Annotated in this window: 23 protein-coding genes; 8 read left to right on the top strand and 15 right to left on the bottom strand. The window is 70.7% G+C overall.

What is annotated here, in order from left to right:
- Positions 1-134: 134 nt before the first annotated feature.
- Positions 135-1424 carry an MFS transporter gene (locus OC490_RS02370; protein WP_262056042.1) on the bottom strand — a complete coding sequence of 430 codons (1290 nt, stop codon included), beginning with the start codon at positions 1422-1424 and terminating at the stop codon, positions 135-137.
- A gap of 63 nt (positions 1425-1487) precedes the next feature.
- Between OC490_RS02370 and OC490_RS02365 the strand changes: the two genes are divergently transcribed.
- A complete protein-coding gene (locus OC490_RS02365) occupies positions 1488-2444 on the top strand; it encodes a LysR family transcriptional regulator (protein WP_262056041.1) in 957 nt (318 codons plus the stop codon).
- A 1-nt stretch (position 2445) separates the two neighbouring features.
- Here OC490_RS02365 and OC490_RS02360 read toward each other — a convergent pair whose 3' ends face one another.
- Entirely contained in the window at positions 2446-3456 is a 1011-nt protein-coding gene (locus OC490_RS02360) for a zinc-binding dehydrogenase (RefSeq protein ID WP_262056040.1), read from the bottom strand.
- 183 nt (positions 3457-3639) lie between these two features.
- Complete coding sequence (locus OC490_RS02355; RefSeq protein ID WP_262056039.1) at positions 3640-4401, bottom strand: alpha/beta fold hydrolase; 762 nt, start codon at positions 4399-4401, stop codon at positions 3640-3642.
- A 113-nt stretch (positions 4402-4514) separates the two neighbouring features.
- Here OC490_RS02355 and OC490_RS02350 point away from each other — a divergent pair, with 113 nt between their 5' ends.
- Both OC490_RS02350 and OC490_RS02345 read left to right on the top strand, forming a co-directional pair.
- Positions 4515-5672: an adenosine deaminase gene (locus OC490_RS02350; RefSeq protein ID WP_262056038.1), complete on the top strand. Its 1158-nt coding sequence runs from the start codon at positions 4515-4517 to the stop codon at positions 5670-5672.
- 140 nt (positions 5673-5812) lie between these two features.
- Complete coding sequence (locus OC490_RS02345; protein WP_262056037.1) at positions 5813-6172, top strand: ATP-binding protein; 360 nt, start codon at positions 5813-5815, stop codon at positions 6170-6172.
- Between the two features lie 86 nt (positions 6173-6258).
- Here OC490_RS02345 and OC490_RS02340 read toward each other — a convergent pair whose 3' ends face one another.
- From OC490_RS02340 to afsQ1, 5 genes are all read right to left on the bottom strand, one after another.
- Positions 6259-6462 carry a PspC domain-containing protein gene (locus tag OC490_RS02340; RefSeq protein ID WP_262056304.1) on the bottom strand — a complete coding sequence of 68 codons (204 nt, stop codon included), beginning with the start codon at positions 6460-6462 and terminating at the stop codon, positions 6259-6261.
- Between the two features lie 94 nt (positions 6463-6556).
- On the bottom strand, positions 6557-7108 hold the full coding sequence (locus OC490_RS02335) for a VanZ family protein (RefSeq protein WP_262056036.1): 552 nt from the start codon (positions 7106-7108) through the stop codon (positions 6557-6559).
- 110 nt (positions 7109-7218) lie between these two features.
- Positions 7219-7821 (bottom strand): hypothetical protein, encoded by a 603-nt coding sequence (locus tag OC490_RS02330; RefSeq protein WP_262056035.1) that lies wholly within the window; start codon positions 7819-7821, stop codon positions 7219-7221.
- Positions 7818-9395, bottom strand: coding sequence for an ATP-binding protein (locus OC490_RS02325; RefSeq protein ID WP_410098489.1), 1578 nt, complete (start codon positions 9393-9395; stop codon positions 7818-7820). The genes OC490_RS02330 and OC490_RS02325 overlap by 4 nt, the downstream gene beginning before the upstream one ends.
- Complete coding sequence (gene afsQ1 / locus OC490_RS02320) at positions 9392-10069, bottom strand: two-component system response regulator AfsQ1 (RefSeq protein WP_019066936.1); 678 nt, start codon at positions 10067-10069, stop codon at positions 9392-9394. Before afsQ1 ends, OC490_RS02325 begins: the two co-directional genes overlap by 4 nt.
- Before the next feature lie 254 nt (positions 10070-10323).
- Here afsQ1 and OC490_RS02315 point away from each other — a divergent pair, with 254 nt between their 5' ends.
- On the top strand, positions 10324-11061 hold the full coding sequence (locus OC490_RS02315) for a SigE family RNA polymerase sigma factor (protein WP_019066937.1): 738 nt from the start codon (positions 10324-10326) through the stop codon (positions 11059-11061).
- Positions 11062-11234: 173 nt separating this feature from the next.
- On the opposite strand, the gene OC490_RS02310 is transcribed toward OC490_RS02315, so the two are convergent.
- On the bottom strand, positions 11235-11876 hold the full coding sequence (locus OC490_RS02310) for a uridine kinase (RefSeq protein WP_262056034.1): 642 nt from the start codon (positions 11874-11876) through the stop codon (positions 11235-11237).
- Between the two features lie 127 nt (positions 11877-12003).
- On the opposite strand from OC490_RS02310, the gene OC490_RS02305 reads away from it, so the two are divergent.
- Positions 12004-12408, top strand: a complete 405-nt coding sequence (locus tag OC490_RS02305; RefSeq protein ID WP_262056033.1) for a hypothetical protein — start codon at positions 12004-12006, stop codon at positions 12406-12408.
- Positions 12409-12511: 103 nt separating this feature from the next.
- Here OC490_RS02305 and OC490_RS02300 read toward each other — a convergent pair whose 3' ends face one another.
- The 3 genes from OC490_RS02300 to deoC are packed head-to-tail and all read right to left on the bottom strand — an operon-like array spanning position 12512 to position 15812.
- Positions 12512-13396, bottom strand: coding sequence for an aldehyde dehydrogenase family protein (locus OC490_RS02300; protein WP_262056032.1), 885 nt, complete (start codon positions 13394-13396; stop codon positions 12512-12514).
- Positions 13389-14822: an aldehyde dehydrogenase family protein gene (locus tag OC490_RS02295; protein WP_262056031.1), complete on the bottom strand. Its 1434-nt coding sequence runs from the start codon at positions 14820-14822 to the stop codon at positions 13389-13391. The genes OC490_RS02300 and OC490_RS02295 overlap by 8 nt, the downstream gene beginning before the upstream one ends.
- A 3-nt stretch (positions 14823-14825) precedes the next feature.
- On the bottom strand, positions 14826-15812 hold the full coding sequence (gene deoC / locus OC490_RS02290; protein ID WP_262056302.1) for a deoxyribose-phosphate aldolase: 987 nt from the start codon (positions 15810-15812) through the stop codon (positions 14826-14828).
- 192 nt (positions 15813-16004) lie between these two features.
- Between deoC and OC490_RS02285 the strand changes: the two genes are divergently transcribed.
- Both OC490_RS02285 and OC490_RS02280 read left to right on the top strand, forming a co-directional pair.
- Complete coding sequence (locus tag OC490_RS02285) at positions 16005-16739, top strand: PH domain-containing protein (protein WP_262056030.1); 735 nt, start codon at positions 16005-16007, stop codon at positions 16737-16739.
- Positions 16740-16907: 168 nt separating this feature from the next.
- Complete coding sequence (locus OC490_RS02280; RefSeq protein ID WP_262056029.1) at positions 16908-18557, top strand: hypothetical protein; 1650 nt, start codon at positions 16908-16910, stop codon at positions 18555-18557.
- Between the two features lie 66 nt (positions 18558-18623).
- Here OC490_RS02280 and OC490_RS02275 read toward each other — a convergent pair whose 3' ends face one another.
- The 3 genes from OC490_RS02275 to OC490_RS02265 all read right to left on the bottom strand — a co-directional run bounded on the left by OC490_RS02275 (position 18624) and on the right by OC490_RS02265 (position 21707).
- A complete protein-coding gene (locus tag OC490_RS02275; protein WP_262056028.1) occupies positions 18624-20267 on the bottom strand; it encodes a phospho-sugar mutase in 1644 nt (547 codons plus the stop codon).
- A 60-nt stretch (positions 20268-20327) separates the two neighbouring features.
- Positions 20328-21152, bottom strand: coding sequence for a purine-nucleoside phosphorylase (locus OC490_RS02270; protein WP_262056027.1), 825 nt, complete (start codon positions 21150-21152; stop codon positions 20328-20330).
- Positions 21153-21269: 117 nt separating this feature from the next.
- Positions 21270-21707, bottom strand: a complete 438-nt coding sequence (locus OC490_RS02265) for a gamma-glutamylcyclotransferase (RefSeq protein WP_019066947.1) — start codon at positions 21705-21707, stop codon at positions 21270-21272.
- A gap of 344 nt (positions 21708-22051) precedes the next feature.
- Between OC490_RS02265 and OC490_RS02260 the strand changes: the two genes are divergently transcribed.
- The gene (locus tag OC490_RS02260; RefSeq protein ID WP_262056026.1) at positions 22052-23500 is read left to right on the top strand and encodes an NAD(P)H-quinone dehydrogenase; all 1449 of its coding nucleotides are present in this window, start codon (positions 22052-22054) and stop codon (positions 23498-23500) included.
- The last annotated feature ends 142 nt before the right edge of the window (positions 23501-23642 follow it).

The raw sequence follows: 23642 nt of genomic DNA, 5'->3' as shown, positions 1-23642 counted from the left end.
CTCGCCCACCCACCCCTGTGGCCGTTCTTCCCTTACCCCGCAACGTAGCGCAGCCCACTGACAATGGCGCGAGGAGTGGATGAACGTGCAGCTCAGAAGGGGTTTCTTTACAGGGGAGAGTGGATGGGGCCCGCTCAGGCCGGGGCGAGGGCCCGCTCGACCCGCGCCGCCCGCGACCCGAGCACCGTGATCGTCACGACACCCAGCACCGCCAGGACGCCCACGCCGACCGTGCCCGCCCAGCCGCCCGCGTGGAACGCGAGGGCGCCGACCGTACTGCCGGTGCTGGACCCGATGTAGTAGGCGGACTGGTAGAGGGCGGAGGCCTGGGCGCGGCCGGTGGTGGCCGTCTTGCTGACCGCCGAGGACGCGACCGCGTGCCCCGCGAAGAAGCCCGCCGTGATCAGCACCAGGCCGAGCAGGACCAGGGGGAGCGAGTCGGCGAGGGAGACCAGGAGGCCGGTGGCCGTCGTACCGCCCGCCAGATACAAGGCGCCCCGCCGCCCGAGCCGGCCCACCAACCGACCCGCAGTGGACGCCGACACGGTCCCCACCAGGTACACCAGGAAGATCGAGCCGACGATGCCCTGGGGGAGGGAGAAGGGGGCCTCGGTGAGGCGGTAGCCGATCACCGTGTAGACGCCGCCGAAGACCGTCATGAACAGGGCACCGATCGCGTACAGCCGGCACAGCAGCGGGTTCGCGAGGTGGGCGCGGACCGTGCGGGCCAGGACGCGCGGGCGCAGTGAGCCCGGCGTGAAGTGCTTCGGGGCGGGGAGGAGGAGGCGGAAGGCGACCGCGCAGCCGACCGCGATCAGACCGATCACCCCTACGGCGACCCGCCAGCCCCACTCCTGCGCGACCCAGCCGGTGATGACCCGGCCGCTCATCCCGCCGACGCTGTTGCCCGCCACGAACAGGCCGATCGCCGTGACCAGCGCCTTCGGCCGGACCTCCTCCGCCAGATACGCCGTCGCCGACGCGGGCAGCCCGGCCAGCGCGGCCCCCTGGAGGAACCGCAGCACCACCAGCGCGCCCAGCGACGGCGCGAACGGCACCAGGACCCCGATGCCCACCGCGACCACCAGCGACGCGGTCATGACCGTACGGCGACCGAAGCGCTCCGACAGCGCGCTCATCGGCAGGACGAACAGCGCGAGTCCGCCGGTCGCCGCCGCCACCGTCCAGCTCGCCGCGCTCGCGCTCACGCCGAAACCGGAGGAGATCAGCGGCAGCAGGGCCTGCGTGGAGTACAGCAGCGCGAAGGTCGCCACCCCCGCGAGGAAGAGCGCGAAGCTCATCCGGCGATAACCGGGACCGCCGGGCGTCAGCCGTGAGTCGGAGGAAGCGGAAGGGGTGGAGGCGGCGGGGACGGGGGTCGTGGCGGCCACGATGGTGGACGCCCCGGTATCGGCGGGAGACATGCTTCGAAGCTACGTACGGTCCCGCTCATCCGTCCAATGCACGGAAACGCCATAATCGTTCCCATGGTGCATCAGTACAGCTCACAGGCTCACCTGTCACCGTCCGGTGACACAGAAGACATCGTCGCGCTGCTCGCGCCCCGGCTCGCGTACTTCGCCGGTGTCGCCCGCACCGAGCACGTCACCCGGGCCGCGCAGGAGATGCAGGTCCCGCAGTCCACCCTGTCGCGGGCCATGGTCCGCCTCGAACAGGACCTGGGCGTCGACCTGTTCGCCCGCCGGGGCCGCACGGTGTCCTTGACCCCCGCCGGGCGCACCTTCCTCACCTCCGTCGAACGCGCCCTCGCCGAGATCGGGAAGGCCGCCGACGAGGTCCGTGCCGACGCCGACCCCACCACCGGCAAGGTCGCCTTCGGCTTCCTCCACACCCTCGGCTCCGAGACCGTCCCCGAACTCATCCGCGCCTTCCGCGCCGACCACCCCCGCGTCCGCTTCAGCCTTGTCCAGAACTACGGCGAGGCGATGCTGGAGCGGCTGCGCGCGGGCGAACTCGACCTGTGCCTGCTGACCGCCCCGACCCTCGACGCCCCCGACGTCGTGGCCCACCGCCTCGACGTGCAGAAACTCCGCCTCGTCGTCCCGGCCGACCACCGCCTGGCGTCCCGCAGGCGGATCCGCCTCGCGGAGGCGGCCGAGGAGACCTTCGTGACCCTGGAACCGGGCTACGGCCTCCGCCGGATCACCGACGACGTCTGCGCGGAGGCCGGCTTCCGACCGAAGATCGCCTTCGAGGGCGAAGAGGCGGAGACGCTACGGGGCCTGGTGGCGGCGGGGCTGGGAGTGGCCCTCCTGCCTCCACCGGCCGTACCCCGCCCGGGAGTTGCGGAACTGACGGTCACGGCCCCGAAGGCGGTACGGGAGATCGGCGTGGCCTGGCTGGACGGGCACCCGGACACACCCCCGGTGGCCGCCTTCAAGAAGTTCCTGCTGTCGAAGAGAGGCAACCTGCTGCCCGAGTAGGTCAGTTCAGGTGCCGCACCCGCACGACCAGCTTCCCGGTGGCCCGGTTGTGCTCCATGTCGTCGTGGGCCTGCGGTACTTGCTCAAGCCCGTCGTACACGCGGTCCACAGGGAAGGCCAGTTGACCGTCGGAGATCGCGTCCAGGATCTCCTGGAAGGTCTCTCGGGGGAGGTCGGAGGCGTCGCCGAAGTAGCCCGCGAGACGTACGCCCCTGGGCAGGTACTCGTTGGGGGAGAAGTCGCGGACGGTCCACTGGTTGGAGAGGCTGCCGCCGAAGCAGGCCGTGCCGTGGACGCGAACCGCGCGCAGGGTGTCGGGGAGGGTCGGGGTGCCGACCAGGTCGAGGGCGGCGTCGACGCCGTCCGGGTACAACTCGCGTACGGCGGGGGCGACTTCACCGGTGTCGAGCAGCGGGTGGTCGACACCGTGCTCCTTGAGAGAGGCGAGCCGGTCGGGACGCCGGGTGGTGGAGAGCACGGTGGCTCCGCGCCAGCGCGCGAGTGCGGCGGCGGCCAGGCCCACCGAGGAGGTGCCGCCGCGGATCAGTACGGTCTGGCCTGGCTGCAGGTCGAGGCCGACGGTGAGGGAGCCGTAGGCGGTCTGCACCATCTCGGGCAGGGCGCCCAGCACCTCCCAGGGCAACTCGGTGTCGACGGGGATCACTTGAGCCGGCGGCACCGACGTGTACTCGGCATAGCCGCCGTCGTAGGTACGCCCCATGTCCCCCATCATCGCGACGACCTTCTGCCCGCGCACCAGCCCGCTGCCGGCCGGAGCCGCGTCGACGATGCCGGCCGCCTCGATGCCCGGCACCCGGGGAAAGCTGACGCCCTCGCTCACCCCCAGCCGCAGCTTCAACTCCGACCGGTTGAGCCCGAACGCCTCGACCCGAATACGCACCCAGCCGTCCCGCTCGGGCGGGAGGGGAAGGGTGGTCAGCCGCAGATTGTGCACGGGGCCGGGGGCGGAGAGCCGTACGGCACGCATGGTGCTCGGAGAGGACGTCGTCATGGGCCTGCCTTCTTCCCGGGCGAGGAGGAGAGTCGGTCGGCCGTCGTCAACGTCGGTCCGCTGGACCTTCATTCCCGACTCGCCCCGGGCACCGGCCGGTCGGCCGCTGCGCCCCCAGTAGCGGCGCGCCTGCATTGCCCACCCGCCACCCCTCGTTTTCGCCAGTCGGCCGCCGTGCCCCGCTCACTTCCGCAACGAACGTCCGAACCCCGCCGCCAGTGGCATCCGCAGGCCCAGGGGCGGCGGGGCCTGCAGCGCGTCCTCCACCGGGCGGGCGAACGCCCGGCCGAAGAGTGCGCCCAGGACGAAGTCCTCGGTCAGGGCGTGTACTTCCTGGCGGTGCTGGTGCAACGCGTGGCCGTCGGAGTGCACTTCGAAGCGGCACACGTCCCGGTTCGCCTTCTTCGCCCGTGTCGCCAGCCGGAACGACAGTTCGGGATCGGTCCGTTCGTCGTTCGTGCCGTGCACGATCAGCACCCGCCGCCCCACCAGCTGCTTCACCGGTTCGGGTGGCGCTGCCACATCCTGTTCGGGGAGCCAAGGAGCCAGCGCCACCACGGAGTTGACGGCCTCGTGCCCGGCGGAGCGCAGCGCGGCCCGCCCGCCCATGTCGATCCCGGCGAGACACACGGGCACGTCCCCGTACCGCCGTACCACCTCGTCCACCGCCCAGGTGGCGTCGTGCGCGAGATACGCCTCGCTGCCGTTCCAGCCGCGGCAGCGGTAGTGGACGACATGCGCGGCCAGACCCTCGACCGCGCCCGCCCGGGACAGGCGGCGCCCCAAGGTTCGTACCGAGGCTGCCGCCATGAGGGGGGACGGCCTGCGGGCGGAGATCTCCTCGCCGCCGGGGAGCAGCAGCACCACGCCGCTCACCGAGGTCGGTTCGGGACCGAGCGCTCTCCCCAGCCGGGCCGTCCTGACCGGCGTCGCTTGCTGTGCCATGACAGAACAGTGTCAGAAGTGAGCGTGTACGCCATCCTTCCGCGCGGTCACCGTTACGTATCGACGGATTCGTACAACAGGTGATCTACGCGCGTAGGAGTTAGAGTGCGGAAATGACGAGCCAGAGCACCCCGAACACCCCGACGCCGGACCAGATCCGCCGGGCGCCGAAGGTTCTGCTGCACGACCATCTCGACGGCGGCCTCCGCCCGGGGACGATCGTCGAACTCGCGCGGGACGCCGGATACACCGGGCTCCCCGAGACCGACCCGGACAAACTCGGCGTGTGGTTCGCCGAAGCCGCCGACTCCGGTTCCCTGGAACGGTACTTGGAGACCTTCTCGCACACCGTCGCCGTGATGCAGACCCGGGACGCGCTGATCCGGGTCGCCCGCGAATGCGCCGAGGACCTCGCCGAGGACGGTGTCGTATACGCCGAGGTGCGGTACGCGCCCGAGCAGCACCTCGACGGCGGGCTCAGCCTCGAAGAGGTCGTCGAGGCCGTCAACGAGGGCTTCCGGCAAGGGGAGTCGCTGGCCCGGGAGAACGGCCGCCGGATCCGCGTCGGGGCGCTCCTCACCGCCATGCGGCACGCCGCCCGCGCCCTCGAGATCGCCGAACTCGCCAACCGCTACCGCGACCTGGGCGTCGTCGGCTTCGACATCGCGGGCGCGGAGGCCGGGTTCCCGCCCACCCGCCACCTCGACGCCTTCGAGTACCTCAAGCGCGAGAACAACCACTTCACCATCCACGCCGGCGAGGCCTTCGGGCTGCCGTCCATCTGGCAGGCGTTGCAGTGGTGCGGCGCCGACCGGCTCGGGCACGGCGTGCGCATCATCGACGACATCCAGGTCAAGGAGGACGGTTCGGTCGAGCTCGGCCGACTCGCCTCCTACGTCCGGGACAAGCGCATCCCGCTGGAACTCTGCCCCAGCTCCAACCTCCAGACCGGCGCCGCCGACTCCTACGCCGAGCACCCCATCGGGCTGCTGCGCCGGCTCCACTTCCGGGCCACGGTCAACACCGACAACCGACTGATGTCCCACACCAGCATGAGCAGTGAATTCGAGCACCTTGTCGAGGCGTTCGGTTATTCGCTCGACGACATGCAATGGTTCTCCGTCAATGCTATGAAGTCAGCATTCATTCCTTTCGATGAACGACTTGCGATGATCAATGACGTGATCAAGCCGGGATATGCCGAGCTGAAATCCGAATGGCTGTTCCGGCAGACCGCCTCGACCAGCGGTTCTGTGCCCGAAGAGGGCTGACAGGGGTCGAACGGGACACATGAGATGCGGGCGGGCGTTCACAATCCGTCCGCATTTCGATGTTTGCGGCGGATGCCTTCGCGTGTTTACGGTCTTGGACCGCTCACATCCCCGTCATCCCATTCAAGGACGCATTCACCATGAAGCAGTCTGCTGCCAAGACCCTCGGTGTCGCCGCCCTCGGTGCCGCCTTCGCCGCCGTAGGCGCGGGTGCCGCGAGCGCGGCTCCGGCGGTCCCGGACACCACCCAGGTACTGGGCACCGTGACCCACACGCTGCCCGCGGAGAACGTCACCAAGGCGCTGCCGGGTGCCGGCGAGGCGCTGAGCCAGGCGCAGCCCGCGCTCGCCGGTGGTCTGTCCGCCGTGCAGCCGGCCGCCGAGAAGGTCCTCTCCGACGGCCCGACCGCGCCCGTCGCCGGCCTGCTGGGCGGCCTCCCGCTGTCGCAGACGGGCCTGCCCACGCACGGCCTGCCGCTGAACGGCGTCCCGCTGGGCTGAGGCCACCCCTGAACGCGCCGATGGGGCGCCCCCTGGACGAGGGGTGCGCCCCATCGGCGTACGCGCGCCGGGTCGTTGTGGGTTGTTCACCAGGCCTCGGTGCGCACCTTGTCCTCGGACGGGAACAGGATCCACAGCGCGATGTAGAGCACGAACTGCGGCCCGGGCAGCAGGCACGAGAGCAGGAAGATCACCCGCATCGTGGTCGCGGAGGTTCCGAAGCGCCGCGCCAGCGCTGCGCACACTCCGCCGATCATGCGGCCTTGGGTGGGGCGGGCAATGGCGGTCATCATGGGCTCCTTCGCGAGCGTCTCTCCGAGGCCTCCCCTGCGGCTGCCTCATCTGACATCAACGCTACGAGCCGGGTACCCGCCCGGCGTCGCTCTACGGTGCGATGCCGACCCTGGGAATCGTCGGGGTCCGTCCCTGAGTCGCTTCCTCCTGGAGGAGGGGCGCGGGAAGGGGGCTCTCGGTCCTGCGGCGGAGCCAGGCGCGGGCGGCGGGGACGATCGCGACGTGGGCGAGGGCCACGCCCACCGTGTTCATGAGGAGCGAGTCGACGTCCACGACCTGGCCCGGCACGCCGGTCTGGAGCAGTTCGATGCCCAGGGAGATCAGGGCACCGGCGGCGACCGTACGGATCAGGGACGCGAGCGGGGAGACATGGAGCCGGCCACTCACCATGGGGAGCAGGACGCCCAGCGGGGCCAGCAGGGCGAGGCCCTCACCGATCCGCTTCGTCGCCTCCGGCCAGCCCAGCGTCAGATCGGCCCGGATGCTGGCCAGCGGGTGCAGGTTCGGTGGCATCACCCAGGGGACGTCCCGCGGGCGCAGCGTGACCCAGGCGACGAGCACGAGATGTGCGACGAGGAGGACACCTCCTGTCACACGGACGCGAATCGCGGCACTGCCGCCGATGGAGCCTTGACGCTGCACGCCCCACTAGACGCCCCCTCCGGCACGATCGGTTCCGGGTAGGGCCCAAGCACCAAGGTGAGGCTTCCGCCACACCCCTTCTTTCTGGCTCGTTCACCTCGGGGGCGCTTTCAGCCGCCCGTGACCTCACTGGAGGGCGGAGCCTTCGTGCCGGGGGCGGAGCGGACGTCGTCCGTGCATTCGTAGCGGCGCAGCGGGGCGTCGTCCGGGCCGCCGAGGATGACGGAGCCGTCGCCCTCGGCCGCGGCCGAGTCGGAGAACGTACAGACGATCTGGGCGAGCGCGTACGACGTCAGGTCGGCCGGTGAATTGCTCAGCCGCAGCGCGTCCTTGGGGTCCTTGGCGCGCGGCCCGCTGACCGTCATGCCGCCCCGCACGTCGGTCGTGTACCGGGCGTCCTTCTCGCCCGGCGACGGCGACTGCGCGAGCTGGTCCAGCAGCCCCTGCGCCACGATCACGCGCCGCTGCACGTCCGCGGTGCCGTCCGGCACCTGTACGGTCCGGTCGACGGTCACCAGCGACGACCCGCACAGCAGGAACACCTGCACGGGCACCCCGCGCGTGGCCTGCGCCGACACGTCCGGCTCGGTGAGCGTGCAGGGCACCATCGAGGGCGCGGGCCCGAAGTCGGTCGGCACCTCCGTGGCCCGGATCCCGCACCCGGCGAGCAACAGCCCGAGCAGCGGGAGTGCCATCAACCGGCGTGCCTTCATGAGGGGTTCCCCTTCGAGCTGTCCCCTTCGACCTCGCCCTTGTCGGTCTCCTCCATGAGCGCGGAGGCGTCTCGTGGCAGCCGCAGGGTGAACACCGCGCCGCTGTCGGGGGAGTTGGCGGCGGTGATGTCGCCGCCGTGGATGTGGGCGTTCTCCAGGGCGATGGAGAGGCCGAGGCCGCTGCCCTCGGAGCGGGGGCGGGAGGCGCTCGCCTTGTAGAAGCGGTCGAAGACATGCGGCAGGACGTCCTCGGGGATGCCGGGACCGTGGTCGCGGACCGCGATGACGAGGTCGTCGTCCTCAAGGCGGACGGAAACCCGGACCGGTGAGCCACCGTGCTTGAGGGCGTTGCCGATGAGGTTGGCGAGGATGACGTCGAGGCGGCGCGGGTCGAGCCGGGAGTGGATGCCACGCTCGGCGTCCAGGTCCACGGCGTCCAGCCAGGCGCGGGCGTCGATGCAGGCGGTGATCTGGTCGGCGAGGTCGACGTCGTCGAGGACGAGCCGGGCGGTGCCCGCGTCGAAGCGGGTGACCTCCATCAGGTTCTCGACGAGGTCGCCGAGCCGCTTGGTCTCGCTGACGACGAGCCGTACGGCGGGCTCGATCATCGGGTCCACGCTGCCGGTCTCGGCGTCGAGTTCCTCCTCCAGGACCTCCACCACGGCGGTGATGGCGGTCAGCGGGGTGCGCAGCTCGTGGGACATGTCGGCGACGAAACGGCGCGAGGCGTCGTCGCGGGCGGCCATGTCCGCGACCCGCTTCTCCAGCGCCTCGGCGGTCTGGTTGAACGTCCTTGACAGCTCGGCGAGTTCATCCGTCCCGGACACCCGCAGTCGGGTGTCGAGCTTGCCCTCGCCGAGCCGGCGGGCGGCGATGCCGAGCCGGTGCACGGGCTTGAGGACGGTCGTCGCGGCGGCCTGCGCGAGCAGCGCGGAACCGATCAGCGCGAGCCCGGTGGCGATCCCCAACGACCAGGCCAGGGAGTTCAGATCCTTCGCTTCCGGCTCAAGCGACTTGAGCATGTAGCCGGTCGGCCCGCCGCCGATCATCCGGGTACCGGCCACCAGGAACGGTGTGCCGTGCTCGGTGACCCGCTGCCAGTACAGGTGGTACGGCTCCTTGTTGCCGTCGGTCACCGACTGCTGCTTGTTCACCGCCGTGCGCAGCGACTTGGGCACGTCCTCCAGCGAAAACCCGTTCAGGCCGCCGGAGTTGCCGTAGACCGTCTTGGCGTCGGAGTCCTCGGCGACGAGCAGGACGCTGAAGCGCTGGCTGCTGTTGGCCATCTGGCCCGCGGTGCGCATCAGTTCGTCCTGCGTGGGGTGCACGGGCAGGGTGCCGGCGTGGTTCTGCATCTCCTGCCGGAAGTCGCGCAGCACCGCGTCCTGGGCGCGGGTGAGGACGGCCTCGCGGTTGAGCCAGTAGGCGATGCCGGACGCGGACACGGCGGCGGTCAGCGCGACCAGACCGAACACGACCACCAGCCGCAGGCGCAGACTGGTGAACCGCAGCCGCCACAGGACTCCCTTACGACCCGGGCGCCAGCCGCGGATCCCCCCTGGTGCGTCGGTCACTGAGGCGAGTCCAGGCGGTAACCGACGCCGCGCACGGTACGGATGAGCGTCGGGGACGAGGGCACGTCCTCGACCTTGGCGCGCAGCCGCTGGACACACGCGTCCACCAGCCGCGAGTCGCCGAGGTAGTCGTGCTCCCACACCAGGCGCAGCAACTGCTGCCGGGACAGGGCCTGTCCGGGCCGTCGGCTCAGTTCGAGGAGCAACCGCAGCTCGGTGGGCGTGAGTTGGAGGTCCTCGCCGTTCTTCGTGACGGTCATCGCGGCCCGGTCGATGACCAGCGAACCGAACGAGGCCGCGTCATTGGCCTCCCGCTCGCCGCGCCGCAGCACGGCCCGGATGCGGGCGTCCAGCACCCGACCCTGCACGGGTTTGACCACGTAGTCGTCGGCACCGGACTCCAGGCCGACGACGATGTCGATGTCGTCGCTGCGCGCGGTGAGCAGAATGATCGGCAGCTGGTCCGTGCGCCGGATGCGCCGGCACACCTCGAAACCGTCGATGCCGGGCAGCATCACATCCAGCACGATCAGGTCCGGCCGCTGCTCGCGCAACAGCTTCAGACCGTCCTCGCCGCTGGCAGCGGTGGCTACCCGGTGTCCCTGGCGCGTCAGCGAGAGCTCCAGGGCCGTCCGGATGGCGTCGTCGTCCTCGATCAGCAACAGGGAAGGCACGGGCCTCATTCTGGCCCATGTGGGGGCGGTGTTTCGACACCTGCACGGGTACGCGCCCGTAGCGCTCCTCTCTGTGACCGGACTGTCCGTTTTCTGAGGACGGCCGCAGAGACCCACCCCTGTGACAGGTCTGTGACAGTCGGCGGACACGTCCATGAAGTGACCCCGGCAGGATTTTCGTCACAGGCAAGGAACCACGAGGAACCGAGCCGGAAGATCCGAACACCGGGCAAGTCCACTACGGGGGGCGCGAGATGAGCACGCTGCACAGCACCAGCAACAACGCAGTCATCACGCGTCTGCACGACGTCACCCGGGGTTCCGAGAAGTCCGGTGCCGTGAGCGGGCGGGGGTGCGTTCGCGGTGCCGGGCGTCAGCACACCGGTTACATGACGGTGGTTGACGCGCACACGGGGGAAGCGCACGGGGGAAGCGGGTACAGGGAGGACACGGGGGAGCGTCGTTCGCTGTCGGAGGCGGAGTTCACCGCCTACGTCCAGGAGCGCCGCGCCTCCCTGTACGCGACCGCCTACCACCTGACCGGCGACCGCTTCGAGGCCGAGGACCTGCTGCAGAGCGCGCTGTTCTCGACGTACAAGGCGTGGGACCGGATCAGTGACAAGGCCGCGGTCGGGGGCTACCTCCGCCGCACCATGACGAACCTGCACATCAGCGCGTGGCGCCGCCGCAAGCTGAACGAGTACCCGACCGAGGAACTGCCGGAGACGCCCGGCGACACGGACGCGATGCGCGGCACCGAACTGCGCGCGGTCCTGTGGCAGGCGCTGGCCCGGCTGCCCGAACTCCAGCGCACCATGCTGGTCCTCCGCTACTACGAGGGCCGCACGGACCCGGAGATCGCGGAGATCCTCGACATCAGTGTCGGCACGGTGAAGTCCAGCATCTGGCGGTCGCTCCGCCGCATGCGCGAGGACGAGGTCCTCAGCTTCGGCCGTGACGAGGAGGACGCCTTCGGGGAGCTCGTCGCCTGAGGGTCGGGGGGAAGTAGGTAACGGGGGAGCACCAAGGGGACCACGGGGGATCGGCGCTGGGGGGTGCCGACGGGGTCCTGGGGGGATCACGGGGGAAGTACCACGGGGGAAACAGGGAGAGCGGGACTGGAGGGCCGGGGGGTCCGTCCAGTCCCGCTCTTTCGTGTGCGCCGTCAGCTGGTGGGCGTGGGGGCCGCGGCCGGGCGCCGGCCCACCGCCGCCGAGGCCAGCCTGCCCAGCGCCTCGTCCTTGTCGCAGGCGTACGCGCCGAGCGTCGTCTGCCGGGCCACGATCGACCGCTCAAGGCGCATCAGCCGCCAGCCGCGCCGCAACAGGAACGGCACGGACTTGCGGCCCTCCCTGAGATCCCGCAGAAAACGCCGCCGGAACGTCCGCACCGGACCCCGGCTCAGGCACAGCGCGTCCGCGAGGACACCCAGCTCCCGGCACCGGGTGATCACCTCGGCGGCGAAGATGCCCTCCGCTATGAACAACGGGGTCCGGCCCACATCGACCGCCTCCGTGCCCGTACGGGCGCTCAGCGAGATGTCGTAGACCGGCACATCCGTACGACCCGTGCGGCACAGCTCGACGATCGCGGCGACCGCGACCTCCGCGTCCCAGGAGTCGGGGTGGTCCCAGTCGATGTCCGAACTCCCCGCCACGAGTGGCAGCGTCGGGTCGTCGCCCTCCTTGTAGAAGTCGTCGAGCCGCAGCACGGGAAGACCGGAGCGGGCCGAGACGAGGGACTTGCCGGAACCCGAGGGGCCGCACAGCAGCACGACACGGGCCGGTGACGGGGAAAGGATGCTCACGGGACACCAGTTTGACGTATTCCGTACGTCCTGCCGACCCCGCGGGTCGCCATTGGAACGCGCATCACACGTCAACTACCCTTCGTGCTGACCTGATTACCCTGCGCACCAGAAGGTGGCACCAGCAATGGCACGACACACGTCCCCCCAGCATCCGACCGCCCAGCGCGCCCTGGTCGCCCTCGCGACCGCCGGAGTGGCCCTGGGCGCGGGCGCGGCGACGGCCTCCGCGGACACCGCGCCGGTCGTCGACGTGATGCGGACGCGGCCCACGTCTCTGGGCAAGATCGACCCCGCGGCGGGTCTTGGCGCGCTCACCGGCACCGTCGGGTATGTCACCGGGCCGGTTGCGGGTCTCAAGCCGAATCCGCTCGCGGGGACGGGTGTTGATCCGCTCGACAACGGGGTTGCGACCCAGCTCGCCGACTTTCAGCCGTTGGCCTCACAGGCGTTGACGGGGCCGGTGGCTGAGGCTCAGTCGATCGGGAGCATGCCGGTGGTGGGGCAGGTCACGGGGCTGCTCGGGGGTTGAGTTGCGGGGGCGGTCGGGGAACTGCGGTCTCGTTGCCGGGTGCGCGTCCGTCGTGGCTGGTCGCGCAGTTCCCCGCGCCTCTGAAGAGCGGGCCTTCGGCCGCTCAGTAGGAGGAGCCGCCTGCTCCCAGTGAACCCGTGGGGTGCCAGACCGTCTTCGTCTCCAGGAAGGCTGTCAGGCGGTCGATGCCCGGAGTCTCGTTGTAATCCACAGGCTGTGGACGGAGAACCCGCTTCAGGTTGTCGGCCGCAGCGATCTCCAACTCCTTCGCCAGTACGGCGTCCGCGCCCGCGAGGTCGATCGCGTTGACGTCCTGGTGGGCGGCGAGGGGGGCCGCGATCTCCGCCGTCCTGCCGGAGAGGACGTTGACGACACCGCCGGGCAGGTCGGAGGTGGCCAGGACCTCGCCCAACGACAGTGCGGGGAGCGGGGACTTCTCGCTCGCGATGACGATGACCGTGTTGCCGGTCGCGATCACGGGGGCGACCACCGAGATCAGGCCCAGGAACGACGACTCCTGGGGTGCCAGGACGGTGACCACTCCCGTCGGCTCGGGCGAGGAGAGGTTGAAGTACGGGCCCGCCACCGGGTTCGCACCGCCGACCACCTGGGCGATCTTGTCGGTCCAGCCCGCGTACCAGACCCAGCGGTCGATCGCCGCGTCGACGACAGCGGCGGCCTTGGACTTCGACAGGCCCTCCGCGTCCGCCACTTCGCGCACGAACTGGTCCTTGCGGCCCTCCAGCATCTCGGCGATGCGGTAAAGGATCTGGCCCCGGTTGTACGCCGGAGCACCGGACCAGCCGCCGAACGCCTTGCGCGCCGCCACGACCGCGTCCCGGGCGTCCTTACGGCTCCCCTGGGGGGCGTTGGCCAGCCACTTGCCCTTGGAGTCGGTCACCTCGTACACCCGGCCGCTCTCGGAACGCGGGAACTTCCCGCCGACGTACAGCTTGTAGGTCTTGAAGACAGACAGGCGATCAGACATCGAGGTATGCCTCCAGGCCGTGGCGACCGCCCTCGCGGCCGAAGCCCGACTCCTTGTAGCCGCCGAACGGCGAGGCCGGGTCGAACTTGTTGAACGTGTTGGACCAGATGACGCCCGCGCGCAGCTTGCTCGCGACCGCGAGGATGCGGGAGCCCTTCTCCGTCCAGATGCCTGCCGACAGGCCGTACTGGCTGTTGTTGGCCTTCGCGACCGCCTCCTCGGGGGTGCGGAAGGTCAGTACGGACAGCACCGGGCCGAAGATCTCGTCGCGGGCGATGGTGTGCGCCTGGGTGACGTTCGTGAAGAGCGTCGGGGCGAACCAGTAGCCGGAGGACGGGAGTTCGCAGGACGGGGACCAGCGCTCGGCGCCCTCCGCCTCGCCCTGTTCCACGAGGGTGGTGATCCGCGCGAGCTGCTCGGCGGAGTTGATCGCGCCGATGTCGGTGTTCTTGTCGAGCGGGTCGCCGAGGCGGAGGGTGGAGAGGCGCCGCTTCAGGGAGTCCAACAGCTCGTCCTGGATGGACTCCTGGACGAGCAGGCGGCTGCCCGCGCAGCAGACCTGGCCCTGGTTGAAGAAGATCCCCGTGACGATCCCCTCCACGGCCTGGTCGATGGGGGCGTCGTCGAAGACGATGTTCGCGCCCTTGCCGCCGAGTTCGAGGGTGACCTTCTTGGTCGTGCCGGCCACCTGGCGGGCGATGGCCTTGCCGACCGCCGTGGAACCGGTGAACGCGACCTTGTCGACGTCCGGGTGCGCGACCAGCGCGGCGCCCGAATCGCCGTATCCCGGAAGGATGTTGACGACACCCTTGGGGAGGCCCGCCTGGCGGCAGATGTCCGCGAAGAAGAGGGCGGACAGAGGGGTCGTCTCCGCCGGTTTCAACACCACCGTGTTGCCGGTCGCGAGGGCCGGGGCGATCTTCCATGCCAGCATCAGGAGGGGGAAGTTCCAGGGGATGACCTGGCCCGCGACACCGAGGGGCCGCGGGTTCGCACCGAAGCCCGCGTGGTCCAGCTTGTCGGCCCAGCCCGCGTAGTAGAAGAAGTGCGCGGCGACCAGGGGGAGGTCGGCGTCCCTCGTCTCCTTGATGGGCTTGCCGTTGTCCAGGGTTTCCAGGACGGCCAGTTCGCGGCTGCGCTCCTGGATGATCCGGGCGATACGGAACAGGTACTTGGCGCGCTCGGAGCCGGGCAGTGCCGACCACTTCTCGAAGGCCTTGCGGGCGGCCCGCACCGCGCGGTCGACGTCCGCCTCGCCCGCCTGGGCGATCTCGGAGAGGACCTCTTCGGTGGACGGGGACACGGTCTTGAAGACCTTGCCGTCGGCCGCCTCGGTGAACTCGCCGTCGATGAACAGGCCGTAGGAGGGCGCGATGTCGACAACGGAGCGGGATTCGGGCGCCGGTGCGTATTCGAAAACGGTCATGGGTCAGTCCACCGTCACGTAGTCGGGGCCGGAGTAGCGGCCGGTGGCCAGCTTCTGACGCTGCATCAGCAGGTCGTTCAGGAGCGAGGACGCGCCGAAGCGGAACCAGTGGTTGTCGAGCCAGTCCTCGCCCGCCGTCTCGTTGACGATGACCAGGAACTTGACCGCGTCCTTGGAGGTACGGATACCGCCCGCGGGCTTCACCCCGACCTGGATGCCGGTCTGGGCACGGAAGTCGCGCACCGCCTCCAGCATCAACAGGGTGTTCGCGGGCGTCGCGTTGACGGCGACCTTGCCCGTCGACGTCTTGATGAAGTCCGCGCCGGCCAGCATGCCGAGCCAGCTCGCGCGGCGGATGTTGTCGTACGTCGACAGCTCGCCGGTCTCGAAGATGACCTTCAGACGGGCGGCGCCCGAGGCCTCCTTCACGGCGACGATCTCGTCGTACACCTTCATGTAGTGGCCCGCGAGGAACGCCCCGCGGTCGATGACCATGTCGATCTCGTCGGCGCCCGCGGCGACCGCGTCGCGCACGTCGGCCAGCTTCACGGCGAGCGCGGCACGGCCGGCCGGGAACGCGGTGGCGACGGAGGCGACCTTCACGGAGGAACCGGCGACGGCCTCCTTGGCGACGGCCACCATGTCGGGATAGACACAGACGGCCGCGGTCGAGGGGCTCGTCCGGTCGGTCGGGTCGGGGCGGACCGCCTTGGCGCCGAGCGCCCGGACCTTGCCGGGGGTGTCCGCGCCTTCCAGCGTCGTCAGGTCGACCATCGAGATGGCGAGGTCGATGGCGTACGCCTTCGCGGTGGTCTTGATGGAACGGGTCCCGAGCGAGGCGGCGCGCGCCTCCAGGCCGACCGCGTCGACGCCGGGCAGCCCGTGGAGGAAACGGCGCAGCGTGCTGTCGGAAGCCGTTACCTCGCCGAGTGCGTGTGTGGGGGTCCCTCCCACGCTTTTGGCAGTGGGGGAAGGTGCAGTGGTGGGCATGGTCACCAGACGAGCATATCTACGCGCGTAGCGGCTGTACACCCCGGACAGATAAGCGCCCCAAAGGGGCGCGGGGCTGTATTCATGTGCGGCTCCGCCGCGTGGGCGCGACCAGCCACCACGCACCCGCAGTCGCGAACGCAACGGGTCCCCAACGGCGACTGGGCGAACCCCTGAGGCACAATCGGCACCATGACGACCCCGCACCACGAGCCCTCCGCGCCGCAGCCCCCGGTACCCGTGTCCAGGGACCGTATCTACCGGTCGCCCATGGGCATCATCGGCGGTGTACTGCTGCTCGGCATCGGACTGTGGCTCGGCATCGACGCCCTTGTGCGCGGGCACGGCCGCACCCCGTGGCTGGCGCTCGCGGGGCTGATTCTCGTGGTGCCGCTGGTGGTGGCCTTCACCTTCCGCCCGGCGGTGTACGCCAACGAGGACCGGCTGCGCGTGCGCAACCCCTTCCGGCTGATCGTGGTGCCGTGGGGCGAGGTGGCCGCGCTGCGGTCCGGGCTCTCGAACGAGGTCGTCGCCAAGTCCGGCACCAAGTTCCAGCTGTGGGCGATCCCGGTCTCGCTGCGCGGCCGCAAGCGGGCGGCGCGGCGCGAGGCACGGTCCGCGGCGGAGGCGGCCGGCGGCGGGCGGGCCGGCCGGGGCGGCAGGGCCGGGGGCCTCGGCGGCGGGTTCGGCGGCGGGTTCGGGGGACTCGGCGGGGGCCTGGGCGGGGGCCTGGGGGGAGGCTCCGGGGCCGGCGAGCCCACGCGGGCGGAGTCCGACCAGATCATGAGCGACCTGAGAGAACTGCTGGAGAACCGGGAGCAGGCGGAGTCGTCGCAGGGCGAGGTCACGGTGCGCTGGGCGTACGAGGTGATCGCCCCGGCGCTAGCCGGTGCCGTGGTCCTGGCGATCCTGCTGGCGACGGGCTGACCGGAGCCGTGCTGCTGCCGGTGACCGGTTGACCGGACCGGCACCCGCCCGCGTTCACAGTTTTCCGGGTCATCATTCGACCCGAACTCGGCCGCGACGGCGGTCCCCCACCCGGAGGCGAAGCCGAGCCACGCCGACCACGCCCGTGGTCCGAGTCTCTGGGACGCCATGAACACGTACCTTCGGGAACCACTGCCGCTGCCCCCGTCCGTGATACCCGACGGCTGCGTCGCCTGGGACGAGGAGCGGACGCGGGCGTGGGCCCGGGCGGAGGTGCCGTGGTGGGTGCCGGTCCGGCCGCGGATGTGGCTGGTCGAGCAGGCGGCGATGTTCGCCCTGATCGTCGCCTTCTGCCTGCTGACTCTGACGGACCTGCCCCCGTATCTGATCGCGCTGCTGCCGCTGCAGGTCGTCTGGGGGCTGTGGCGGCCCGAGGTCGTACGGTTTTCCGTCCCGGTCGTGGTCGTGGTACTGGCGGTCGGGGTGAGCGGGGTGCCGTGGCCGGCGCCGGTGTGCGCCGCACTGCTGCTCGTCGCCTCTGTGACGGCCGTCGAGTTGCGGGCACGCGCGCGTGCCCGGCAGCGGAAGAGCGCCTTGGCGGCGGCCGACGGGGTCACGGCGGTGCTGCCGGGCGCGGACGCACCGGTGCGGCGGGGTCGGCTCCTCGTCGGATTCGGTGCCGTCGTGGCCGTACCCGGGATCGTGCTGCTCTCCACCTCCGGTCTGTGGCGCGGGGCGGAGAACCGCCAAGGAGCGGCTGGGGCAGGCCTGTTCCTGACCGGACTGGCGCTCACCGTGCTGCTCTCCGGAGTCCTCGGCCGACGGCGGGCCGTCACGCTGCGCAGGGCACCCGCGCCGGTGCTGCGCGTCCTGGTCCGCAAGGACGATCACGAGGACGCCGTGGTTTTCGCGGCGGACGACACGGCGGCGCTCCGGCCGTTGTTCACGGTCGCCGTGACGGAACTGCGCGACGACAACGCGGAGGACGCGGACGACGAGGACGACGAGGACGAGGAACTCCTCGACGGGGCCGCGAGCGACGATCGCGGCCCCCTGTGCGAGGCCGTCCTCTACGGCACGCCCTACGACGGTGCCGAGATCCTGCTCGTCAGCGCCGCCCCGAAGCCGGGCGAGCCGCCGGTGACCGAGTGGTCGACGGGGCCCGTACGGCCGCTGTCGGAGCACGGTGTGCGGTGGCGGCTCGCCCGGGAGAAGCGCGCGGCGGTCCGGGCGGCGCGGGCCGACGCGGAGCACGAGCAACTGGTCGAGGCCGCGCGGACGGCGACGCCCGCGCCGGTACGGCGCTGGCGGGCCGGGCCGGTGGACTGGCTGGCGACCTTCCTGTTGGTGCAGTGGTCCGTGTGGTTCTTCCTGGTCGGGATCGACAACAGCCTCTGGCACCGGAGCCTGTTGCTCCTCGTCGGTCTGATGGGCGCACTCCGGGTCCCCGTGAAACTGCGCTGGCGCATCACCGCCGACCGCACCGGCATCTGGCTCAACGGTCTGCGCCGGCCGCGTCACATCCCCTGGGACGATCTCCGCTCGGCCCGCAGGGAGTCCTTCGAGCTGAAGCTCCGGTGGCGTGGCGGCGATTCCTGGGATGTCGCCGCCCCCCGCTGGCCCCGGCTGCAACGCGCACGCGGCCTGACCCACCCCTACGACGCCCTCGCCGCCGAACTCTCCGCGATGATCGCCGACCCCGCCCTGCGCCCCACGGGCGAGAGCGGCGAGAAGGAGCGCGGGCGCCCGCTGTGGCCGTTCGCCGCAGCCCTCGGTATCGCCTGGATCGCGTTGCTCGTCACCCGGTGGCTGTCCTGACCGCTGTGCGTGGAGTGAGCGCTTTCCCCGTGCGGGACTGAACCCCGTGAAGGGGCGATGGACCGCTCAGATACCGGCCGCCGCCGACAGGTCCCGCTTGATCGTGGCGAGGGTCTCGGCCGCCCGCGCGCGGGCCGCCGGGAGGTCGGCGTGCGCGGCCACGGGAACCACGACCTCCAGGTAGCACTTCAGTTTGGGCTCGGTGCCGCTGGGCCGGACGATGACGCGGGCCCCGCCGAGCGTGTAGCGCAGCCCGTCCGTGGGCGGGAGCAGGTCCGTGCCCTCGGTCAGGTCCTCGGCCCTGGTGACGGCCAGCCCGGCCAGCTCGGTCGGCGGCTGCTCGCGCAGTCGCCGCATGGCATCCGCGATGACGGTCAAGTCCTCGACGCGCACGGAGAGTTGGTCGGTGGCGTGCAGACCGTGCGTCACGGCGAGATCGTCGAGGAGGTCGAGCAGATCGCGGCCCTCCTCCTTCAGCTCGGACGCCAGCTCGGTGATGAGCAGGGCGGCGGTGATGCCGTCCTTGTCGCGCACACCGTCCGGGTCCACGCAGTAGCCGAGGGCTTCCTCATAGCCGTAGCGAAGCCCCTCCACCCGGGCGATCCACTTGAAGCCGGTGAGGGTCTCCTCGTAGGGCAGGCCCGCCTTCTCGGCGATACGGCCGAGGAGGGACGAGGAGACGATCGACTCGGCGAAGGTGCCCTGGACGCCGCGCCGCACGAGGTGCGCGGCGAGCAGGGAGCCGACCTCGTCGCCGCGGAGCATGCGCCAATCGCCGTTCTGCGTACGGTCTTTCACGGCCGCGGCGCAGCGGTCGGCGTCCGGGTCGTTGGCGATGATCAGGTCGGGGTCCGTGGCCCGGGCCCGGGCGAAGGCGAGGTCCATCGCGCCCGGCTCCTCCGGGTTGGGGAACGCGACGGTCGGGAAGTCCGGGTCGGGCTCGGCCTGTTCGGCGACGAGCACGGGTTCGGGGAACCCGGCCCGGGCGAACGCGGCCAGCAGGACGTCCTTGCCGACGCCGTGCATCGCCGTGTAGACGGTCCGGGCGGTGCGCGGGGAGCCGGGGGAGAGGACGGCGTCGGTGCGGGCGAGGTAGGCGTCCAGGACGCCGTCGTCGAGCGTTTCCCAGCCGTCGCCGGGCCGGGGTACGTCGTGCAGCGAGTGGATCGCGTCGATCTCGGCGGCGATCTCCGCGTCGGCCGGGGGCACGATCTGGGAGCCGTCGCCGAGGTAGACCTTGTAGCCGTTGTCCCGGGGCGGGTTGTGGCTGGCGGTGACCTCCACGCCCGCGATCGCGCCCAAGTGCCTTATGGCGAAGGCGAGTACGGGGGTGGGGAGCGGGCGGGGCAGTACGGCCGCCCGGAGTCCCGCGCCGGTCATCACGGCGGCGGTGTCGCGGGCGAAGTCCGCGGACTTGTGCCGGGCGTCGTAGCCGATGACGACGACTCCGTCGGTGTGGCCGTTGTGCTTGAGGTACGCGGCGAGTCCGGCGGCGGCACGGATGACGACGGCGCGGTTCATCCGCATGGGCCCGGCACCGAGTTCGCCGCGGAGGCCGGCGGTGCCGAACTGGAGGGTGCCGCTGAAGCGCTCCGCGAGTTCCGTGACGTCCCCGGCGTCGATGAGCTTCCCCAGCTCCTCGCGGGTGTCCGCGTCGGGGTCCTCGGCGAGCCAGGTCTTGGCCCGCGCGATGAGATCGTCGTCGTGCACGTCAGGTCAACCTCTCGTGGTGTGGTGTACGTCAGCTTCTCGGCCGATCAGGGACGGCGCCTACAGCCGACCGAGCACCTGGGCCAACAGCGACCCCATCTGCGTGGCGCTGTCCCGCCCAGCCTGCAGCACCTCTTCATGGTTCAGGGGTTCTCCCGTCATCCCCGCGGCGAGGTTCGTCACCAGGGAGATACCCAGTACCTCCGCTCCCGCCTCACGCGCCGCGATGGCTTCGAGCACCGTCGACATGCCCACCAGGTCCGCGCCGATCACCCGGGCCATGCGGATCTCGGCGGGAGTCTCGTAGTGCGGGCCGGGGAACTGGGCGTAGACACCCTCCTCCAGACCGGGGTCGATCTCCTTGCAGAGCGCCCGCAGCCGGGGCGAGTACAGGTCCGTCAGGTCGACGAAGTTCGCGCCGATGATCGGGGAGGCGGCCGTGAGGTTGATGTGGTCACTGATCAGAACGGGCTGCCCCGGGCGCATGCCCTCCCGCAACCCCCCGCAGCCGTTGGTCAGCACGATGGTCTTGCAGCCGGCGGCGACGGCGGTACGGACCCCGTGCGCGACGGCGGCGACACCGCGCCCCTCGTAGTAGTGGGTGCGGCCGAGGAAGACCAGCGCGCGCTTGTCACCGATCGCGTACGAGCGGACCCGGCCGCCGTGCCCCTCGACGGCCGGCGGCGGGAAACCGGGCAGCTCGGTGACGGGGAAGTCGGCCTCGGGTACGCCGAGGGCGTCGACGGCCGGCCCCCAGCCGGAGCCCATCACAAGTGCGACGTCGTGGGTCTCGGCGCCCGTCAGTTCGCGCAGGAGCGTGGCGGCGGCGTCAGCGGCGGCGTGGGGGTCGCCCTGGATGTCGTCCGGAAGAAGAGATGCGTTCACGCGGTTGAGGGTAGCTGGTCTGGGCCTACGCGCGTAGATGACAGAGCTCACGGGATTGCGATCGTTGTCTTGTCGTTTCCAACGAGACCTGTGACGGGCGTTATGTGTGGGAAACCCTCAGCAGGGCCGCTTCCGCAGCTCCATCACATAGTCGTGCGGCGCGCCCGCCGACTCCGCGGCATCGGCCAGCTCGCCAAGATAACGAGCCGACGGCAGTCCCCCCTCGTACCCGTTCAGGACATACACCCAGGCGGGTTCTTCCCCGTCGAGAGTGTGCACCCGAACCCGCATACGCCGATAGACGTCGAGGCCGACGCCCTCCCACCGGTCCATGGAGTCCTCGTCGGGCGGCGCGATCTCGTACAGCGCGACGAAGACCTGGGAGCGCGGCGCCTCCACGATCGTCGCGAGCGCGCCCTCCCAGCCCATGTGCTCACCACCGAAGGTCAGCCGCCATCCGTTCAGCCAGCCCGTGGCGCGCAACGGTGAGTGCGGGGCGCGGCGGGTCATCAGCCGCGCGTCGAGATTGCCGGCGTACGCGGCGTAGAGCGACATGTTCCGAGAGTACGGCAGCGGACACACCCGCCACTCCCGTAACCGGGGGTACTCGGGGCCACCCAGGTACCGGTTCGCCCCCGCCGCGGACCCGGGACCCGGGATCCGGAACCGCGGCGCACCACATGGCCGGCCCGCCACCCGCGTACGGCGAGAAGGTGACGTGTCGGGGGGTGTCCGCCCGCAGTGGTTGGCGCGTCAACACCGCCACATTCTTGAGACACCGATTCCGCGCCGTTCCGAGGACGGACCCCCCCCGACGCGGCACCGACCCACCATGACGAACCGGCGAACCACCCACCGCGCCCGCACCCGGGCGGAAGCACCTTGAAGCGTGCGGGACAATGGGATACGTGACTCGGATCGTGATCATCGGTGGCGGACCCGGCGGCTATGAAGCGGCGCTGGTGGCAGCGCAGCTCGGCGCGGAGGTGACCGTCGTCGACTGCGACGGTCTGGGCGGGGCGTCGGTGCTGACCGACTGCGTCCCGTCGAAGACCCTTATCGCGACGGCCGAGGTGATGACCACCTTCGACTCGTCGTACGAGGAACTCGGCATCATCGTCGCCGACGACACTCCACCGCTGGAGCAGGCCGCCAGGGTCGTCGGCGTGGACCTCGGCAAGGTCAACCGCCGTGTGAAGCGCCTGGCGCTCGCCCAGTCGCACGACATCACCGCGTCCGTGACCCGGGCCGGCGCCCGTGTCATGCGCGGCCGGGGCCGGCTCGACGGCATGCAGGCGATCGACGGTTCCCGCAAGGTGATCGTGAAGGCGGCCGACGGCACCGAGGAGACCCTCGTCGCGGACGCGGTCCTCATCGCGACCGGCGGCCACCCCCGAGAGCTGGACGACGCCCGCCCCGACGGCGAGCGCATCCTCAACTGGACCCAGGTCTACGACCTCACCGAACTCCCCGAAGAGCTGATCGTGGTCGGCTCCGGTGTCACCGGTGCCGAGTTCGCCGGCGCCTACCAGGCCCTCGGCTCCAAGGTCACCCTCGTCTCCTCCCGCGACCGCGTCCTCCCCGGCGAGGACCCGGACGCCGCCGCCGTACTCGAAGACGTCTTCCGGCGCCGCGGCATGAACGTCATGGCCCGCTCCCGCGCCCAGTCCGCCAAGCGCGTCGGCGACAAGGTCGAGGTCGTCCTGGCCGACGGCCGCGTCATCACCGGCTCCCACTGCCTCATGGCCGTCGGCGCCATCCCGAACTCCGCGGGCATGGGCCTGGAGGAGGCGGGCGTCAGGCTGCGCGACTCGGGCCACATCTGGACCGACAAGGTCTCCCGTACGACCGCTCCGGGCGTCTACGCGGCCGGTGACGTGACCGGTATCTTCGCGCTCGCCTCGGTGGCCGCGATGCAGGGCCGTATCGCCATGTACCACTTCCTCGGCGACGCGGTGGCCCCGCTCAACCTGAAGACGGTCTCCTCGAACGTCTTCACCGACCCCGAGATCGCCACGGTCGGCTACAGCCAGGCCGACGTCGACGGCGGCAAGATCGACGCCCGCGTGGTGAAGCTCCCCCTCCTCCGCAACCCGCGCGCGAAGATGCAGGGCATCCGGGACGGCTTCGTCAAGATCTTCTGCCGCCCGGGCACCGGGATCATCGTCGGCGGTGTGGTCGTGGCGCCCCGTGCCTCGGAACTGATCCACCCCATCTCGATCGCCGTCGACAACAATCTGACGGTCGAACAGATCGCGAACGCCTTCACCGTCTACCCGTCCCTTTCGGGCTCGATCGCCGAGGTGGCCCGACAGCTGCACACCCGCAAGGCGACGGGCGAAGTCTGAGGCCGCACCGACTCCCCGCTGGTCACGGGGAGTTGCCGCCCATTCGTACGGCATAGGCACCGGGACTAACCCCTATACCACTTCTCGCCCCCCTGTGCGAACAACTTCTGCTATTCACCGCAAACAGCTGAAAGCAGACGGT

Source organism: Streptomyces sp. STR69, from assembly GCF_024519455.1.
GTDB lineage: Bacteria > Actinomycetota > Actinomycetes > Streptomycetales > Streptomycetaceae > Streptomyces.
This window is presented reverse-complemented; position numbering and strand designations above follow the sequence as displayed.

What these genes read in the sequence shown, in the direction of transcription:
- OC490_RS02350 (WP_262056038.1), top strand. Translation starts at nt 4,515, where the DNA reads ATGACGAGCCAGAGCACCCCGAACACCCCGACGCCGGACCAGATCCGC.
- OC490_RS02285 (WP_262056030.1), top strand. Translation starts at nt 16,005, where the DNA reads ATGACGACCCCGCACCACGAGCCCTCCGCGCCGCAGCCCCCGGTACCC.
- OC490_RS02330 (WP_262056035.1), bottom strand. Translation starts at nt 7,821, where the DNA reads ATGAAGGCACGCCGGTTGATGGCACTCCCGCTGCTCGGGCTGTTGCTC.
- OC490_RS02300 (WP_262056032.1), bottom strand. Translation starts at nt 13,396, where the DNA reads ATGTCTGATCGCCTGTCTGTCTTCAAGACCTACAAGCTGTACGTCGGC.
- OC490_RS02265 (WP_019066947.1), bottom strand. Translation starts at nt 21,707, where the DNA reads ATGTCGCTCTACGCCGCGTACGCCGGCAATCTCGACGCGCGGCTGATG.
- OC490_RS02365 (WP_262056041.1), top strand. Translation starts at nt 1,488, where the DNA reads ATGGTGCATCAGTACAGCTCACAGGCTCACCTGTCACCGTCCGGTGAC.
- OC490_RS02260 (WP_262056026.1), top strand. Translation starts at nt 22,052, where the DNA reads ATGGGATACGTGACTCGGATCGTGATCATCGGTGGCGGACCCGGCGGC.
- OC490_RS02305 (WP_262056033.1), top strand. Translation starts at nt 12,004, where the DNA reads ATGGCACGACACACGTCCCCCCAGCATCCGACCGCCCAGCGCGCCCTG.
- OC490_RS02295 (WP_262056031.1), bottom strand. Translation starts at nt 14,822, where the DNA reads ATGACCGTTTTCGAATACGCACCGGCGCCCGAATCCCGCTCCGTTGTC.
- OC490_RS02360 (WP_262056040.1), bottom strand. Translation starts at nt 3,456, where the DNA reads ATGACGACGTCCTCTCCGAGCACCATGCGTGCCGTACGGCTCTCCGCC.
- OC490_RS02340 (WP_262056304.1), bottom strand. Translation starts at nt 6,462, where the DNA reads ATGACCGCCATTGCCCGCCCCACCCAAGGCCGCATGATCGGCGGAGTG.
- OC490_RS02355 (WP_262056039.1), bottom strand. Translation starts at nt 4,401, where the DNA reads ATGGCACAGCAAGCGACGCCGGTCAGGACGGCCCGGCTGGGGAGAGCG.
- OC490_RS02315 (WP_019066937.1), top strand. Translation starts at nt 10,324, where the DNA reads ATGAGCACGCTGCACAGCACCAGCAACAACGCAGTCATCACGCGTCTG.
- OC490_RS02280 (WP_262056029.1), top strand. Translation starts at nt 16,908, where the DNA reads ATGAACACGTACCTTCGGGAACCACTGCCGCTGCCCCCGTCCGTGATA.
- deoC (WP_262056302.1), bottom strand. Translation starts at nt 15,812, where the DNA reads ATGCCCACCACTGCACCTTCCCCCACTGCCAAAAGCGTGGGAGGGACC.
- OC490_RS02370 (WP_262056042.1), bottom strand. Translation starts at nt 1,424, where the DNA reads ATGTCTCCCGCCGATACCGGGGCGTCCACCATCGTGGCCGCCACGACC.
- OC490_RS02345 (WP_262056037.1), top strand. Translation starts at nt 5,813, where the DNA reads ATGAAGCAGTCTGCTGCCAAGACCCTCGGTGTCGCCGCCCTCGGTGCC.